At 64.9% G+C, this 16,354-nt stretch carries 18 protein-coding genes and 1 pseudogene; 7 read left to right on the forward strand and 12 right to left on the reverse strand.

The window, feature by feature from the left end:
- A partial coding sequence (locus tag F792_RS0109155) for an integrase core domain-containing protein (RefSeq protein ID WP_018169329.1) occupies positions 1-333 on the forward strand: 333 nt, incomplete at its 5' end.
- A gap of 18 nt (positions 334-351) precedes the next feature.
- Positions 352-507, forward strand: a pseudogene (locus F792_RS14620) (GGDEF domain-containing protein); the annotation flags it as partial.
- A 16-nt stretch (positions 508-523) separates the two neighbouring features.
- Here F792_RS14620 and F792_RS0109165 read toward each other — a convergent pair.
- The 3 genes from F792_RS0109165 to mscL all read right to left on the reverse strand — a co-directional run bounded on the left by F792_RS0109165 (position 524) and on the right by mscL (position 2,734).
- On the reverse strand, positions 524-1,291 hold the full coding sequence (locus F792_RS0109165) for an ABC transporter permease (protein WP_018169331.1): 768 nt from the start codon (positions 1,289-1,291) through the stop codon (positions 524-526).
- A complete protein-coding gene (locus tag F792_RS0109170) occupies positions 1,288-2,256 on the reverse strand; it encodes a daunorubicin resistance protein DrrA family ABC transporter ATP-binding protein (protein WP_018169332.1) in 969 nt (322 codons plus the stop codon). Before F792_RS0109170 ends, F792_RS0109165 begins: the two co-directional genes overlap by 4 nt.
- Before the next feature lie 67 nt (positions 2,257-2,323).
- Positions 2,324-2,734: a large-conductance mechanosensitive channel protein MscL gene (gene mscL, locus F792_RS0109175; RefSeq protein ID WP_018169333.1), complete on the reverse strand. Its 411-nt coding sequence runs from the start codon at positions 2,732-2,734 to the stop codon at positions 2,324-2,326.
- Positions 2,735-2,959: 225 nt separating this feature from the next.
- Here mscL and F792_RS0109180 point away from each other — a divergent pair, with 225 nt between their 5' ends.
- Complete coding sequence (locus tag F792_RS0109180) at positions 2,960-4,453, forward strand: plastocyanin/azurin family copper-binding protein (protein WP_018169334.1); 1,494 nt, start codon at positions 2,960-2,962, stop codon at positions 4,451-4,453.
- A 53-nt stretch (positions 4,454-4,506) separates the two neighbouring features.
- Here the strand turns inward: F792_RS0109180 and F792_RS0109185 are convergent, their stop codons facing one another.
- Together F792_RS0109185 and F792_RS0109190 are read right to left on the reverse strand one after the other, a co-directional pair.
- Complete coding sequence (locus tag F792_RS0109185) at positions 4,507-4,854, reverse strand: antibiotic biosynthesis monooxygenase (RefSeq protein ID WP_018169335.1); 348 nt, start codon at positions 4,852-4,854, stop codon at positions 4,507-4,509.
- Between the two features lie 262 nt (positions 4,855-5,116).
- On the reverse strand, positions 5,117-5,419 hold the full coding sequence (locus tag F792_RS0109190; RefSeq protein WP_018169336.1) for a DUF3817 domain-containing protein: 303 nt from the start codon (positions 5,417-5,419) through the stop codon (positions 5,117-5,119).
- Positions 5,420-5,528: 109 nt separating this feature from the next.
- Here F792_RS0109190 and F792_RS0109195 point away from each other — a divergent pair, with 109 nt between their 5' ends.
- The gene (locus F792_RS0109195) at positions 5,529-6,146 is read left to right on the forward strand and encodes a class I SAM-dependent methyltransferase (protein WP_018169337.1); all 618 of its coding nucleotides are present in this window, start codon (positions 5,529-5,531) and stop codon (positions 6,144-6,146) included.
- A 38-nt stretch (positions 6,147-6,184) separates the two neighbouring features.
- Here the strand turns inward: F792_RS0109195 and F792_RS0109200 are convergent, their stop codons facing one another.
- The 5 genes from F792_RS0109200 to F792_RS0109220 form a co-directional block, all read right to left on the reverse strand.
- The gene (locus F792_RS0109200; protein ID WP_018169338.1) at positions 6,185-6,454 is read right to left on the reverse strand and encodes a hypothetical protein; all 270 of its coding nucleotides are present in this window, start codon (positions 6,452-6,454) and stop codon (positions 6,185-6,187) included.
- Between the two features lie 172 nt (positions 6,455-6,626).
- Positions 6,627-7,067, reverse strand: a complete 441-nt coding sequence (locus F792_RS0109205) for a DsrE family protein (RefSeq protein WP_018169339.1) — start codon at positions 7,065-7,067, stop codon at positions 6,627-6,629.
- Between the two features lie 361 nt (positions 7,068-7,428).
- Positions 7,429-9,063, reverse strand: a complete 1,635-nt coding sequence (locus tag F792_RS0109210; protein ID WP_018169340.1) for a methyl-accepting chemotaxis protein — start codon at positions 9,061-9,063, stop codon at positions 7,429-7,431.
- 264 nt (positions 9,064-9,327) lie between these two features.
- Positions 9,328-9,960, reverse strand: a complete 633-nt coding sequence (locus tag F792_RS0109215) for a hypothetical protein (RefSeq protein ID WP_018169341.1) — start codon at positions 9,958-9,960, stop codon at positions 9,328-9,330.
- Between the two features lie 69 nt (positions 9,961-10,029).
- A complete protein-coding gene (locus tag F792_RS0109220) occupies positions 10,030-10,659 on the reverse strand; it encodes an alternative oxidase (protein ID WP_018169342.1) in 630 nt (209 codons plus the stop codon).
- Between the two features lie 236 nt (positions 10,660-10,895).
- Between F792_RS0109220 and F792_RS0109225 the strand changes: the two genes are divergently transcribed.
- The gene (locus F792_RS0109225) at positions 10,896-11,315 is read left to right on the forward strand and encodes a rhodanese-like domain-containing protein (protein ID WP_018146175.1); all 420 of its coding nucleotides are present in this window, start codon (positions 10,896-10,898) and stop codon (positions 11,313-11,315) included.
- Between the two features lie 165 nt (positions 11,316-11,480).
- Entirely contained in the window at positions 11,481-12,407 is a 927-nt protein-coding gene (locus F792_RS0109230) for a hypothetical protein (protein ID WP_018169343.1), read from the forward strand.
- An 86-nt stretch (positions 12,408-12,493) separates the two neighbouring features.
- Here F792_RS0109230 and pyk read toward each other — a convergent pair whose 3' ends face one another.
- Positions 12,494-13,957, reverse strand: coding sequence for a pyruvate kinase (gene pyk, locus F792_RS0109235; RefSeq protein WP_018169344.1), 1,464 nt, complete (start codon positions 13,955-13,957; stop codon positions 12,494-12,496).
- 294 nt (positions 13,958-14,251) lie between these two features.
- Positions 14,252-14,836 carry an ion transporter gene (locus tag F792_RS0109240; RefSeq protein WP_018169345.1) on the reverse strand — a complete coding sequence of 195 codons (585 nt, stop codon included), beginning with the start codon at positions 14,834-14,836 and terminating at the stop codon, positions 14,252-14,254.
- 476 nt (positions 14,837-15,312) lie between these two features.
- Here F792_RS0109240 and F792_RS0109245 point away from each other — a divergent pair, with 476 nt between their 5' ends.
- Entirely contained in the window at positions 15,313-15,960 is a 648-nt protein-coding gene (locus F792_RS0109245) for an HD domain-containing protein (protein ID WP_018169346.1), read from the forward strand.
- Positions 15,961-16,354 lie beyond the last annotated feature (394 nt).

Consider the following 16,354-nt stretch of genomic DNA (forward strand, 5'->3'; position numbering starts at 1 on the left):
CGGGGCTATCCGCAGCAGCTCCGGCTCGATAATGGCCCCGAGTTCGTCTCGGCCGCGATCGCCGACTGGGCCGAACAGCGCGGCGTGGAACTGAGCTTCATCCAGCCGGGCAAACCGATGCAGAACGGCTTCATCGAACGGTTCAACGGCAGCTACCGCCGCGGGGTCCTGGACCTCTACGTCTTCCGAACGCTGACCGAAGTCCGGGAACACACCGAGCAGTGGCTGCAGGACTACAACGAAACCATCCCTCACGATTCGCTGGGGGACCTGACGCCGGTCGAATACCGGCAGTTACACACCCCGGAAACCTCTAGTTATGCGTGGACCTAATCCGGGGAAGTCGACACCTACAAGACCGCCAGCGTGGTGCTGGACGAAGCCGATCAGGCCCTGTACTACGCCAAGGCAAACGGCAAGAACCAGGTCTGTTTGTTCGACCGCCTGGTTGCCGAAGGCGCGATTCAGCCACCCACGATCAGGACCGGGGAAATCGAACTGTTCTGACCGCGCTTGTCGGCCGCTAACCGCGCGCCAGGCGGCGGTTGAGTGCGTAGACCGACAGCGGCGCGAACACCAGCACGATGCCCAGTGCCCAGGCCAGCGACCAAAGTGCCGGCTCAAGGGCCGGACCATCGGCATTCATCAGTGCGCGCGCCGCGTCGGCCAGCAGCGACACCGGGTTGGCCTGCACGAAGCCCTGCAACCACGCGGGCATCGTATCCACCGGCACGAAGGCCGAGCTCACGAAGGTGACCGGGAACAGCGCGGTAAAGCCGAACAGCTGCACGTGTTCCGGGTCGCGTGCGATGACGCCGACCAGCACCATCACCCAGGAAAAGGCCACGGCAAAGGTCAGCACCAGCGCCACCATCGCCAGTAGATGCGCCCACGAAGTCTCGAGGCGAAAGCCCAGCAGGAATCCGACGACCAGCAACAGGGCAATGCACAGCAGCTGCTTGACCACGTCCGCCAGGATGCGCCCGGCCAGCGGCGCCCAGCGCGGGATGGGCAGGGCGCGAAAGCGGTCGAACACGCCGCGGGTCAGGTCGGTGTTCAGGCCGTGGCCCACGTACACGGTGACGAACAGCATGTTCATTACGATGACACCCGGCAGCACGAACGCCAGGTAGTTCTCTGGCGAGCCGGCAATTGCCCCGCCGAATACGAACAGGAACAGCACCAGAAACAGGATCGGCTGGATGCTGTAGTCGCCCAGCTCCCAGGGGTTGCGCCGCACCTGCACCAGGCTGCGCCAGGCGAGCGCCAGGGTCTGATCGAGGGCCTTCATGGCGTGTCCTCCGCGTTGCCCGACTCTTCGCGGCAGGCCCCGCTGCGCCCGGTCAGGGACAGGAACACATCATCCAGACTGGCGCCGCGCAGCCCCAGCTCCGCGACCTCGATGCCGGCGGCGTCCAGCTCTCGCAGCAACGCGGGCAGCAGGGCCGGGTCCGACACCGGTACGCTGATCGTTTCGCCCTCCACACGGGGCGGGGTGCCCACCATCGCGGCGACCCGCTCGCCGGCCGCCGCGGCCTGTTCCGCGCGGGCCACCATCAGGAACAGCGAGCGTCCGCCGACCCGGGCCTTCAGCTGTGCGGCGGTGCCTTCGGCGATCACGCGTCCGTGGTCCAGTACTACGATGGCATCGGCCAAGGCGTCGGCTTCCTCCAGGTACTGGGTGGTCAGCAGCACGGTTGTGCCGTCAGTCTGCAGTTGGCGGACACGCTCCCACAGGTCGCGGCGGGCCCGCGGGTCGAGGCCAGTGGAGGGCTCGTCGAGGAACAGGATGCGCGGGCGCCCGACCAGGCTGGCGGCCAGATCCAGCCGGCGCCGCATCCCGCCGGAGTAGGTCTGGGCCGGGCGCTGACCGGCCTCGCGCAGGTCGAAATCCTGCAACAACTCGTCAGCGCGGGCCCTGGCGTCACGGCGTTTCAGGCCCAGCAGGCGGCCGATCAGGATCAGGTTCTCCCGTCCGGTCAGCTTCTCGTCCACCGAGGCGTACTGGCCGGTCAGGCCGATGATCTCGCGCACCCGAGCGCCGTCGCGAGCCACATCGAAGCCGCCTACACGGGCGACCCCGGCGGTGGGCGTCAGCAGAGTGGCGAGCATACGCACTACGGTTGTCTTGCCGGCGCCGTTGGGCCCCAGCAGGCCCAGCACGTGGCCGGCCGGCACCCGCAGATCCACGCCGTCCACGGCCCGCGTACCGCCAAAGTCGCGCACCAGGCCTTCCACTTCGATGGCGTTGTCCAAACTCGTCTCCCTGTTCGATGCCCTTGCTGAGACGCCGTCTGGCCGTACCGGTTCCTCAGCGTGTCCCTCAGTCACCTTGCCGCACCTTCAACAGGTCGCGGATCTCCGTCAACAGTTTCTCTTCGTTGCTGGGCGCCGCGGGTTCCTCCGCTTTGGCCTCTTCCTTGCGCTGCAGGCGGGCGATCCCCTTGATGGCGGCGAATACCACCACGGCGATAATCAGGAAGTCCACCACGCGCTTGATGAACAGTCCGTAATTGATCGTGACCGCCGCCACGCCGTTCTCCGCCTCGCGCAGCACGATCGCGAGTTCTCCAAAGTCGACCCCGCCGATCAGCAGGCCGATGGGTGGCATCACTACATCGGATACCAGTGATGACACGATCTGGCCGAACGCCAGCCCGATGATGACACCCACGGCCATGTCGACCACGTTGCCGCGCGCCACAAACTGCTTGAACTCGTTCACGATGCCCATGGCCCCTCTCCAGTCGATGACGTTGCTAGATCTATAGGCCACAGCCGGGGCTGTTGCTGTGGAAGGACGGAGGGGGAGACCCAAGTTTGCACGGGGGATACGTCAGTGCGAGTGCCGCGGCGTTGCACTCGACGCGCGTGATTTTTCGGCGCGATGCTGTGAATAGATGCATAGTCTATAAAGGTTATAGCGGAGCGTTGTGGATCCGCTCCAGAGGAGGGGGCAATGAAACGACCAGAATCGGCATATCCTTCGGCCATCGGACGTAATCCACTGGGTGCCCATTTCGCGGCCGGGCTCGCGGTGGTCCTGTTGTGGTATTTCGCCTCAGTGGCCCAGGCGTCGATGGGGCCGGATTTCAGCGAGCTGTTTGGTAACAGCGACTTTATCGAGATCATCGAGCGTGACGAGGGGCTCGAGACCCGGCCGACCGGGTACGTCTCCCAGGAAGCCGAACCGGATCATGTATTCCGGATCGACCTGGACGAGGGGCAGGTGCCGATCGGGCAGGGCGTGGTCTACGACGGCTTCCTGATCGACGGAAAACTGCCCGGGCCAACCTTGCGGGTGACCGAGGGCGACATCGTGCGTATGGAGATCAGCAACAGCGGGGATGTGATGCACGGCGCCTCGATCCACGCGGCCTACACGCAGACCTCGAAGCATGTCGGGCACATCCTTCCCGGGCAGACCAAGTCGATCACCTTCCGCGCGACCACACCGGGGGTCTTTATGTATCACTGTGCCCCGGGTGGTCATGCGATCCCCATGCACGTGATGTTCGGGCAGTACGGCATGATCGTTGTCGAGCCGCGCGACGAACCCTACAAGCTGGAAGCCGACCTGGGGCAGGAGCCGGACCTGAAGCTCTATATGTTGCAGCACGAGCTGTATGCCAGCGGCAAAGAGGCGGTGGAAGGGGATGCCAGTTACACCGCGTTCAACGGCCAGCTGTTTCGCTACGTGGAGAACCCGATCCCCGTCCGTCCGGGGGACTACGTACGCATGTACTTCCTCAACGTGGGCCCCAATCTGCTGTCGACCTTCCATATCGTCGGCATCGTCTGGGATTACGTGTACTGGCAGGGGCATCCCGAGGCACTGTGGCCCGGTGGGCAGACGGTGACCACGGGCCCGTCGGATTCCTGGGTGATCGAGTTCCGTATACCGCCGGAGGAAGGGGTCTACACCATGCTGGATCATGGCGTCGGGGCCACCAGTCGGGGTGCCATTGGGCTGCTGGATGCCCGAGCGGATGCGGATACACCAGCCGCGATTCTGGCCGAGGGGCCCGTTTACGAGTCGGAGGAACGTGTGGAACGGATCAGCGAAGCCCGCCGCATACTTTCACCGTTCGGGATTCCCGAAGTCGAGGCCAATCCGATTCCCGCGCGGGCCGACCGTCCGGTTCGCTTCGGAGCGGATGTGGACGAGGTCGTGATCGAGATGAAAGGCAATTCCTTCTATCCGAAGAGCGTTGAGGTGGCCCCCGGCACGAAAGTCACCTGGGTCAACGAGGATGTCTTCACCTATGGGCTCGGGGAGACCTCGGGCGCTCACAACGCCGTCGCCATGCGGGGGCCACAGTCGTTTTCAACGGCGATGCTGGAGCATGCCGAAAGCGACAGCGTCACGCTGACGGAGCCGGGTACCTACGACTACATCTGTGCCCCGCATCCCTACATGCAGGGGCGCATCGTCGTGCGTGACCCCGACTGAGAGTTGCCTGCCCGACCGCCTGTAGTCGTCCAGGATTGGCGCGCCGGCGGGTTTCAGGATCCGTGGGCGGTGCGCGAGTCTTCAGGCGCCTGGGCGCGCTCGTGCATCCCGTAGTCGCGGACCACCTCGGCCACGCGCAGGCGGTAGTCGGCGAAGATGCCGCCGCGGCCGGCCGCCTGCACCTGGCGGTGTTCCTCGAGGTTGCGCCATTCCCGAACGGCGGCTTCATCCCGCCAGAAAGACAGTGACAGCACCTTGCCCGGCTGGCTCAGGCTCTCGAAACGCTCGATGGAGAGGAATCCGTCGACGTCCTTCAGGTGTTCGCGCAGACTCGCGGCCGCATCCAGGTAGTCCTGTTTGCGTTCGGCGTGTGGTTCCACTTCGAAGATTACGGCGATCATGGTGGGCTTTGGTATGGGGATGAAGGGCCGATTAGACCACGCGAACGTCGGTGTTGGGGAAGGCATTCAAGGGACGAGTGGCCAGTCCGATTCATCGAGGCACACCTGGGGCCGTCATCCCGGACGCCGCGCAGCGGCGATCCGGGATCTCCGGCGCTGGGGGAGTCGCTGACGTAGGAGATCCCGGCTCTGCGCTTCGCTCCGGCCGGGATGACGAGCGGGGGCAGCAGCCGGTTGGGTGGTGGCCCGTGATGAGTGAGCGTCAGGCCGTCCTGGCCGCGCTTGCGTTGGGGATTTCGCGCCGGATCAGGTGGTCGACGTAGAGAAAGCCGAAGGGCACCACCCCAAGGAACAGGACCAGCAGCCATTTCCAGACTGGCCACCCGCTCAGGTGGCTGGCGATCAACGACGTCGCGCCATAGACGATGAACAGGATGCCGTGCAGCCAGCCCACGTAGGTCACCGCCAGTGGCATATCCGCGTAGGTGCGTAGCGGCATGGCGACAAAGAGCAGGGTGACGAGGGAAATGCCCTCGACAATGCTGATCAGGCGGAAGAATTTCATAGGGCTGGCCCGGCGGCATGGGAATCGGCGCGGAGGGTAGCACACGGGGCCCGAACGCCTGATAACCTTCCGGTACGAGAAGCCTTTGCTCCGGTAACCAGGAACCCGCATGAGCACCAAGCCGCACTGGGAAGACGTCTACCAGACCCGCGCCACCGATGCCGTGGGGTGGTATCAGGCGGAGGCGCGGACGTCGCGGGCCCTGATTCGGGCGGTGGCGTCGGCCCCCGATGCCGCGATTGTCGATATCGGTGGCGGTGCCTCGGTCCTGGTGGACGAACTGCTGGCTGAGGGCTATCGCAACCTGACGGTGCTCGATCTGTCCGGGGCGGCGCTCGAGAAGGCGCGCGAGCGGGTCGGGGAGCGCGCCGCAGCGGTCGCATGGCAGGAAGCGGACGTACTGGAACACGCATTCCCGGAGGCAGCGCTTGATGTCTGGCATGACCGCGCGGTGTTTCACTTCCTGATCGCCGCGGATCAACGGGCCCGATACGTGCAGCAGGTGCAGCATGCCCTTCGCCCGGGGGGGCATATCGTAATCGGGACCTTTGCGCTGGATGGCCCGGAAAAATGTTCCGGCCTGCCGGTGCAGCGGCATTCCCCGGAGACCCTGCAGGACGCGTTCGGTCCGGGTTTCGCGCTGGTCAAGTCGCAACGCGAGGTCCACGTGACCCCGGGCGAGACCGAGCAGCCGTTCAACTGGTGCGTGTTCCGCAAGAACGCCTGATCCCGACCGCACCACGTTCAGCGGTGCCGCCGCGGCGATCAGCGGCGTTTGACCTCCGCGGCATGGGCCTTGGCCCGGGAGCGGATCTCCTCGAAAAACAGTGCCTCCCAGCGGGTGTTGCGTTCGTCCCTCGACAGGGCGTTGTCCTGCGCCTCGCGCTTGAGGCGCTCATCCGCCCCCGCCTCCGCAGCGTCCAGGATCTGCTTGAAGCTCTCCTGTGCCGCGGCCGCCTTCGGGTCGATCCCTTGGCGTTGCAGGACATCGGCCAGCAGTGCCCCGCCTTTCTTCCACTTCGACCAAAGCCTCATAAGTGGCCCCCTGGGGTTCGTTTGGAACGGCCCGGTCCCATGCGTGACGGGCTTGGAGCCTGGGCTCCGCCAGACAACAAACAGTGTACCCGGGCGCGCCTGCGATGGAATCCGGCCGTCCAAACGGAAAAGGCCCTCCGAAGAGGGCCCCGTCAGCATCGAAAGCGGGCGATCAGTTCGAGAAGAAGCGCACGTTCGGATCGGCCATATAGGCACCGACTTCTTCCGGGTCGGCCGGGGTGATGCCGTCAAGCAGGTCGGCCTCGGTGTAGTCCGTGTTCGGCAGGAAGATGGCGCAGGTCTCAACGGTGGCGCCGTTGTTGAGCAGGTTCATCATCAGCTGCTGCGCGTTCCGGTCGGCCGGCTGCATGGTGGCGCCCTCAAAATCTTCGGTCGCCATCGTAGCGGCGGGGCCGCACAGCAGGACGCGGATCTCCTGACCCTGACGCATGCTCTGGTTGGCCAACACCATGGACATGAACTGTGTGTGGTCGTCGGCCGAGGTGACGCTGACGAACAGCTTGGAGGGCTCATCCGCCTGCGCAACTGTGCCGGCACCGGCACCGGCGAGGGCGAGAAGGGCGGAAGCCGCTAGAGTCTTGATGGCTCGCATGGAGTCTCCTGATTGGTTCGAAAAATGGAACGTCAGAAGATAAGCGTATGCTGATCATAAATGCAAAAGAATGCGTCTAGATCGTGTTTATCGGGCTCCCCGAAATTCATCCACCTTCGGCAGGTGGAAGCATCGCGAACAACCTGAGGTACTGAGGCTCGGAGTGCGGCCGGGGTCTCGAGTTCCCGGTGGCCCTTGACGAGCCTCCATTTTTTGCATCGCAAGTTCGGAGCGCGTGGCTTCTCCTGACGGATCCGTTTCTTCGGATGCTTTCGTGCAAAGCGGTGGCCGCCCGCCTGGCAAGCCGGCACGCCGGAGCCGAAGCCGAAGCCGAGCTCGCGGTGCTCTGTAGGAGTGGGGGTCAGCCAATGCGGTAGGCGGAGGCCAGGTCGCGTACACGCGAGGCGATGTCCGCGACCTCCTGGCTGGCGGTCGCCGTCTGGCGGGCCCCGTTGGCGGTATCGCCGGTGATGTCATTGATGGCGTAGATGTTCCGGTTGATCTCCTCGGCCACCGCGTTTTGTTCTTCGGCCGCGCTGGCGATCTGCGTGGTCATGTCGCTGATCCGACCGACTGCCTGGACGATGGATTCCAGCGCCTGGCCGGCGCGTTCGGCGTCGTTGCTGGTGGCCTCGGCCATTTCGCGGCCGCGGCCCATCGCGGTGACGGCGTTGCGGGTACCCGCCTGGAGCGACTCGATCATCGCCTGGATATCCGCCGTGGAGTCCTGCGTGCGCGAGGCGAGGGTACGCACCTCGTCGGCGACCACGGCGAAGCCGCGTCCCTGTTCGCCGGCGCGGGCGGCCTCGATGGCCGCATTCAGGGCCAGGAGGTTGGTCTGCTCGGCAATGCCGCGAATGACGTCGAGCACCGAGCCAATCTGCTGCCCCTTCTCGTCCAGGTTGCGCACGGATTCCTCGATGGTCGCGACTTCGCCCGACAGGCGTCCGATGTCGCTGACCACCGTGCGCACCACTTCGCCACCCGCGCGGGACTCCTGATCGGCTTCCTGGCTGGAGGACGCGGCATCGGAGGCGTTGCGCGCGACCTCCTGCACCGTCGCGGCCATCTCGTTCATCGCCGTCGAGACCTGTTCGGTCTGCGAGCGCTGCTGGTCGATGTTCCCGTTGGTCTGGGTACTGACGGCGGACAGCTGTTCCGCGGCAGAGGCCATCTGATCCGTCAGGGTGCGCAACTCGCGGATCGAGTCCTGGAATTGGTCGAGCATGCTGTTCAGGGCGCCTGCAGTGGCGCCGATCTCGTCGTCGGAGCGAACGTCGACCCGGCGCGAGAGGTCATGGTGCTCGGCGATCTCCGTGAGTGTCGCGCGCATCCGCGAGATCGGGAGTGCCACCGAGCGATACGTCCACACCCCGGTGACCACGACGATGATCAAGACCACCAGCATCAGCGCGCCGCTGCGCACCAGAACCTGGGTGTAGAACGCCGATACCCGCTCGGCCTCGGTCCCGGCAACATCGATCTGCAGGTCGACCAGCTGGGTGATCTGGTCGCTGATCGGATCGATGGTGTCGTACAGGGGACCGTTGAAGGCGTCGAGCTCGCCCTGGACATCGCCGGACATCCCGCCCAGAGCCCCCTCCAGGCGGTCCAGGTGGGCGTTGGCTGCGCGGAACAACCCGCGGGCACCATCAGCCAGTTCCTGCTCACGGGGCGTCAGGGTCGTGGCCAGGTAGGCGTCCCAGATCTCGGCGATCTCCTCTCGTGCCTCACGGACGTCGGCGAGTGCCTCTTCCGCCGTCATCCGTCCGGCGTCCGCCTTGTTGACCGCGTCGATGACCAGCACCGCATAGTTGTCGGCGATGGTCTTCAGCTGCTGCAGGGGCACGACGCGGTCGTGATAGATGTTCTGCACGCCCTCTTCGATGTTGGCTGTGCCGCGTGCGGCCAGGGCCGCCAACAGCAGGAGCGCGGCCACGGGTACCACGATGGTGATGACCAGCTTGGATCGAACAGAGAGCGAGCGGAAATTCATGGGCGGTCCTTGTGTGGCCAGTATTGGGAGCAGCCCGCAACCTCGGGCCTTGACCACAGTAAACGGCCTGGCCGGCCAAACCTTGAGGTGGGTCACCCGTGGCGACGTCCGCTAGAGTCCGCCGCCAGCCGGTTCGAATGGGTGTCGGGCCTGCACGGTTGGCGGTGTATTTGCTGGGGGTTCCGCGGCGTTTTCTGCGGGGCCGACTGACGAAGCAAAAGGCAAGGTTTGACCCCGAAGGTCGCGAAGGTCTCGCGTTCTACTTCATCTCGCGGACGGTCCGGACGACAGGGTTTCGCGGATGCGCCGCACGTCGCGCACATACTCCAGCATGGCTGTCATGGCATCGGCGAACAGGTAGGCCCCGAACAGGACCATCCCGCCCGCGAACAATCCGGCGAGGGGCCACAGGATCGCCGTCAGGATGGCCAGTCCCCAGCTCGCCGGTTCCACCAGCTCGGCTTCAAGGCCGAACGCGGCCACCGCAACGCCCGCAAAGGGCTCGACCGCCGTCAGGGAGATGACCGACAACGCCAGTGCGAGCAGCACGAAGGCAATCGCCAGCAGTTCGCCGACCAGCCGTGTGCAGACGACAACGCAGGTGATGGCGGGATAGTCCCGCGTCTCCAGCGCGCCCAGTGCGCGGGCCCTTCGCCACAGGAGCACGACCCAGGCCAGCACCGCAACGGCAAAGAGGGCCTGCAGCAACACCAGGGATGCGACCGGCCAGGGCACCTGCGGCGTTTCCTGTGCCAGCGTCCAGAGCGTCACCGATGTCAGTAGCCCGACCAGGCCCGTCAGGACCGCGATACCGCGCAGCCCCCATCCTGCCAGCCGCTGCAGGGGGAGTGCGCCCTCGGTCCCGCCGGTTGTCTCGTCGTTCACGGCCGTCTCCATGTCGTTCGCATACGGCCACACGATAGTGCCCGAAAACCGGCCCCGTCAGGTCGCGGGAGAGCGCCCGGGTCAGTCTTTCTTGCCGAGCAGGTCGGCGAAGCCGTGGTTAACGTCCCGGTGGCCTGCCTCGTCGGCGCGTACCGCGCGGATCACATCGGACAGGCGGGCATCTTCCGGAAGGTTCCAGTACTGGATTGCGCGTGCCGGCGCGGCGACGTTATCGAGCCCGCCGGACTCCACTTCCTCCAGGTACTCGGTGTAGCTGACGACCGCTTCCTCTTCAAAGTAGCCTACGATCCGGTGCGCCGTGCGCGACGAGATGATGTAGATCATAAAGAACAACGTGTAGAAGAAGCCCTGCGCCAGGATGATCAGGAAGCGCTCCAGCCAGTTGGGCGAGGTGATCTCAATGAAGGTGAGCAGGTGCATGCGCTCGTTCTCGGCCTCGTCCATCAGCGTGCGGATCCAGCCGTGGTCATCCTCCATGCGCCGCAGCGAGCGCAGGTGCTGCAGCGTGGCGCCCACCATGCCGGGGACGCCCGCAACCGTCTCCAGGACCACGGCGCGGTGTCCGTAGCGCCGGGCAAAGAAGGTGTCGGCGAAGAATCGCATCAGCGAGGTAAAGCCCCGTGCGACGCGGTCGGAGAAATCACGGGGTTCGTGGTGGCGGCTCAGGTCGATATCGCGGTCGTTCGGCATGCTGCCCCTAACGCTGATCAGTGCGCCGTTTCAGGCGGCAGGTATCCATGGAGCATAGAACCCGCCGTCTGAAATGTCGTGGGGCCGCTTCACAGAGCGTGAAACCCCATGCATGACAGAAGCCCGGACCGGGTTTCTGATGTCCAATGTCGAGGTTGTGGATGGGGCGGTGCAAGCGGGGGAACCGGGAGCCGAGAAGGCGGCCTCAGAGAGAGGCGAACATCAAAGGAGAACGCATGGCGAACGAAACGAGCAAGCCGCAGCTGGAGATCAGCGTGAACGCGGCGCGCGAACTGGTCGATATCGGCCTGGCCGTGTTGCTGGATATCCGTCAGCCCTTCGAACTGGAGCTGGAAGGCGCGGTAGAAGGTGCCGTCCCTGTGCCCCTGTTCCGCCTGAAGCAGTTGCTGGGTCGCGAGCTGTCCGAGGAGGAACAGGAACTGCTGGATGCGGACGAGCCGGACGAGCGGGATTTCCAGCACTTCATCTCCCTGATCAACCGCCACCACGTCACCCAGGACCAGATCCTGCTGTGCCTGTGCAACAGCGGCCGCCGCAGCCTGCGTGCCGCAGAGCTCCTGCGGGACCTCGGGTATGCACGCTGCCTTTCCGTCCGGGAAGGTTTCCGCGGCTGGACCAGCAAGGGAGACACATGATCCATGGGCATGTTCGCCAGTGCTGATCGCGGATATGGGCTATCTAAGGAGGTGAGTGGGGGCGACTTCGCCTCAATGGTCACCGTTTCGGGCCCTGACCCGGGGCCGACCCCGTCATGACCGTCAATGGGCGCCGGCCGGGTGATTCTACGGAGGGGCGCTGCCATGCTTCGACTGCCGGCCGTTCCGTTTGCCCACCAATCCTGGTGCCGACTGCACATCGTCGCGCTTGTCGGGTTGGCTCTGCTTGTCGGAAGCCCTCTACTGGCGCATGCGGATGGCGCCGAAGACTGGCTGGCCGCCATTGCCGAATCACCGCTGGGCGAGCCGATTGCCGTTACCTCCACTGTGCAGGGCGGCGTCGTCGAGGGGGCGGTGCACGCCCGGCTGCCGTATTCGTTTGCGCTGGTGGCCAGTGAGCTGGAAGCGCTTTCGGCGTGGTGCGAAATCACCGTCCTGCACATCAACATCAAGAGCTGCGTCTACCGCGAGGGGGCGGACGCCTTGCTGCACCTGTACGTGGGCCGTGCGCGTTACGAGCAGGCGGAGTATGCAGAGCGTGTGGAACTCGTCAGGCGGTCGGCCCAGATGGGTGAGGACTGGCTGCTGATCGAGCTGGAGGGCGATCGTGGGCCGTACGGAACCCGGGATTACTCCATTGTCGTCCACGTCGTGCCGCACGACACGGGGACCCTCGTCAACCTCGAGTATTCGTTGCGCTTCGGGGTGATTGCCCGGCTGGCCGCGCTCGTCTACCTCGCCACCGGGGGACGCGAGCGGGTGGGTTTCACCGTGGTCGGTTACGAAAACGGCGAGCCACAATACATCGGCGGCCTGGAAGGCATGATCGAGCGCACCGTCATGCGTTTCTATCTTGCACTGCAGGCCTGGCTCGACGTCCGCGACCGGCCGGCTCAGGAGCTCCTTTTGGCCCGCCTGGAACGCTGGTTCGACCTGACCGACGAATACCCGCGCCAGCTACGCGAGCTGGACCGCGAGACCTACCTCGAGCAGAAGCAACGCGAGTACGCGAACCAGCAGAGGCTGCAGGATGCCCCACCGCCCCGCCGGCGCATCCTGCCCCTGGACTGACGGGCTATCCGAATCTCCCTGACCTTGCAGCTCGGCCAGGAGGCGGGTGTCGTGTTCTTCCGTCTTCGACCGCACGGGGGTGTGGGTCAGGGGTGCTCCGGTGCGTTGGCGTATTGCTGGCGGGGGCGGTCGAGTTCGAGCAGTTCCAGGCGGTGGTTGCCGGTCGGATGGGGCCCCGAGGGGCCCTGGACGAGGAGGGCGAGGCCGTCGTCGATGCCGTGCTCGGTGAGCCACTGGCGCGCGAAATCGTTCCAGTCGGCGCGGTCCTCGGCGACATCCACGGGGTGGACACCGTAGGAAAACTGCAGGCCCTGGGCGGTGGCCGGGGTCGGGGTGAAGGCGGCGATCCAGCAGGGCAGGCGCAGGCGGGCGATGCGCCGGGCGGTGGCCCCACTGGCGGTAGGCGCCAGGGTGACCCGTGGCAGGCGCCGCTGCGCGGTGTGCAGTACGCTGCGCGCGATGAGGTCGACGGCTCGATCAAGACCTGCCTCGTCAGGGTCGCCCGGGCCGTCGGCGCTGATGCCGCCGTCGCGTTCCGGTTCGATGGAGCGGGCAATGGCCGCCAGCATCGCCACGGCCTCCACCGGGTAAAGCCCCATCGCCGACTCGGCGGAAAGCATCACGCAGTCGGTGCCGCCGAGGATGGCGTTGGCGACGTCGGTGGCCTCGGCGCGGGTAGGGCGGCGCGAGGCGACCATGGACTCCAGCATCTGGGTGGCGGTGATCACCGGGCGGTTGTGCCGGTTGGCGCGTCGGGTGATGCGCCGCTGGGCGAGGGCAATGCGCGCGATCGGAATCTCCACTCCGAGATCCCCGCGCGCTACCATGATGCCGTCGGCGGCTTCGAGGATGCTGTCGAGCTGCTCCAGCGCGGCGGCGCGCTCGATCTTGGCGATGATGAAGGGGGCGTAGTCCAGTGCTTCTGCCGCCTTGCGCACCGCAAGGATGTCGTCGCCGTCGACTACGAAGCTCTGGCTGACCGCATCCACGCCGTGTTCCGCTGCAAACCGCAGCCATTGGTGGTCTTCCGTGGTGAAGGCGCGGATGCCGAGATCGATGCCCGGCAGATTCAGGCCCTTGCGCGAGCGCAGTTCGCCGCCGGTATGTACGCGGCAGATCACTTCGCTGCGCTCGACCGTCACCACCTCCAGCTCGATGAAGCCATCGTTCAGGAACAGGGCATCGCCCGGCTGCACCGCCTCCGGCAGGCTCGCGAACGACACGCTGACCCGCGAGGCATCGCCAATGCAGTCCTCGGTAGTCAGGGTGATGGTCTGGTCGGGGTGCAGTTCGATCGGCTCTTCCGCCAGTTCGCCGATACGCATCTTCGGACCGGGAAGGTCACCGAGGATCGCGACGCGGGTGCTGTTCGCCTGCGCGGCGTCGCGGATGCGACCGATCAACTCGGCATGGTAGGCGGCATCGCCGTGCGAGAAATTCAGCCGAGCTACATCGAGCCCGGCCAGCATCATGCGCCGCAGCGTCTCTGGTGAATCGGACGCGGGCCCAATGGTGGCAACGATCTTGGTCTTCTGCGCGGGAAACGGCATGGGCGGGTTATTCATCCGGGCGGTGTCTTAGGAGGGTAGACCGTACCGCGGGTACCTGTCGCCGTGCCCGTGGCGTGTCCATGTGCGGCCGCTGGAATCGGTAGACGACCTTCGTAGACGACCCTCCGTGCGATGCGTCCGCTTTAATCGTGGCGTAACCCTGCCGGAGCAGTGATAGCGGCCCGTTGGGTCGAACGTTCGGACCATCGGAACAACATGGGTGTCCTCTTCTTCCTGGTCCTGGAGCAAGAAGGATGAGCGAGATAACAGCACAACCCGTCGAGCGGTTTCCGTTTATTCGTTCATGTCTTCGCGCTTTGAGCGCTCCTCCTGACGTCGCTTGCGAATGGTGCTGGACTTTATGAATGGCAGGAGTTTCAGCAGCCCCGTAACAAGGCGTGAACGATAGTACTCGACGCGCACGATGAAGCGGACAGCCCAGTGTTCCTTACCCAGCTTTTCCTTGGCCTCCGTCATCGCGGCACTGCTGCCGGCATTGCGGACGCTGGCCAGGCGGAACAGTTCAATCTGTCGGAGCAGGGCCGTGTGTCGCAGCAGCGGCAGGGGGCGGAGAAGTCGGATCAGGCGAGTGGATTTGAGTATCTCGTGAAGCAGTGGAAAGGAGAAGATGATAATCAACACCGACAGCCAGTTTTCTTTGGTCGTCTTCCAGCGGTCATGCGAGATGGCCATGTAAAAAGCATACTCGACCACGAACACTGCCCAGATCAGCCAATCGGCGACCGTGATCAGGGGGTGTCCCACGTCTAACCAGTAAGTGAGCGTCAGCGGTGCGGTCAGTATGGCGGCAATGATGACGGCAGCGGTCAGGTAATTGCTGAGCGATTCTTCAAGCGCCGATTCAAGCTTCAGTCGCACCGGCTCCCTCCCGCTACCCTGAGTGGCCGCCTTCCAGCGCACGAATGGCAATGGATAACGTCACGCCAGGGATTCGTGCCTTTGCATGGCGCGTTCGTCATCAACACAGACTGTTCGCCACCATAGGCCGAGGTCAGGCTGGCGTCGGTACGGTGCCAAACAGAACGGTTTTGCGGCTCTTTGCGGCGGAAAATCCGGCCTTTTCCAGCAGGGCGAGCGCCGCGGCTGACGCCAGGAGCCCGTACCGCTGGGGTCGGTGAAGGCCGGCTGCAAGAAGATGGGGATCTCTTCTTCCGGCTGAGGGGGTACCACTAGCTCCGCCATGATCGGAAGGAGGGGCAACAGGCAAGGTCGACCCCATGCCATGCGCGCAACCAATAGCGTGACGCACTTGACTGAGACCGGCGCCGTAACGTGGAGCCCTTCTGATTCGGTTTCTCTACAATACCCGGCATCACACCCTTCCGGATCAACCCATGCAGCTGGAACAACGCGCCCGTTCCTTCGCCATTGCCGCGCATGCGCGCGTCGAGCACGTCTGCCGGTATACCGGCGAGCCCTATATCGTGCATCCGGCGCGGGTTGTGGAACTGCTGCGTTCGGTGCAGCACACCGAGTGCATGCGGGCGGCCGTCTGGCTGCAGGACACCATTCGGGATACCGGGGTCAAACCCGAGACCCTGGAGCGGCTGTTTGGTGCGGAGGTCGCAGAAATGGTGGTGATGATCAGCGACGTGAGTCATCCGGAGGACGGCAACCGGGCCCAGCGCAAGGCGATCGACCGGGCGCATCTGGCGCGGGCGACGGCCCCGGCCAAGACCGTGAAACTGGCCCAGCTGATCGATCTGGCCTGTACCGTATTCATGCATGATCGTGCCTTCACCCCGGTGTTTGTTCGCGAGAAGGCGGCCTGGCTGGAGGTGCTGAAGGGCGGCGACCCGTTGCTCTGGCGCCAGTTGCGGGATCTGACACCGGCCATGCACCCGGAAATGGCGGACAAGGACGCCGACTGGCGTCGAAACTGCCCCTTCGCACGGCGCTCTCCCCTGCGCCGGTACGATGTCGCAGTGGGGCGTGGTATTCGGGAAGGATCCAGCAACCAGGACACGGCTGCGGCCGGGTGAAGCGACAGTCCGAACCGCGCAGGAACAGGAACCGGTCCCCATTATCGCGGTCGGCGGCGGATTGTTTCTAGCGCGAGTCTTACACCGTCCCCAGCAGCGTTGGCCTCACTCGCCGGGGACACTCGCGGTGCTCGTGCCGAACGGGTGATGGACTAACTAACTGGAGGCTCGGCCTTGCGCGCCTCGGGAAGTAAGGGGTCAGACCTGGTCTTTTTCTCTGCCTTCATCACAGGGGCAAAAGGCAAGGTGTGACCCCATGCCATAGCGGGAGATGCCGCATTGCCGTCTGTCTGCGAGCAAGTTGGCCATTTTCGTCCCTGAAATTGTCCGTTCAAGGCCATCTGTGGGCCTGGAAAGCGCTATAACCGAAAGTATTTCAGGCTCTTGTCGTGGT

The organism is Thioalkalivibrio sp. ALMg9 (assembly GCF_000380625.1).
In the GTDB taxonomy this organism is placed as follows: Bacteria; Pseudomonadota; Gammaproteobacteria; order Ectothiorhodospirales; family Ectothiorhodospiraceae; genus Thioalkalivibrio; species Thioalkalivibrio versutus.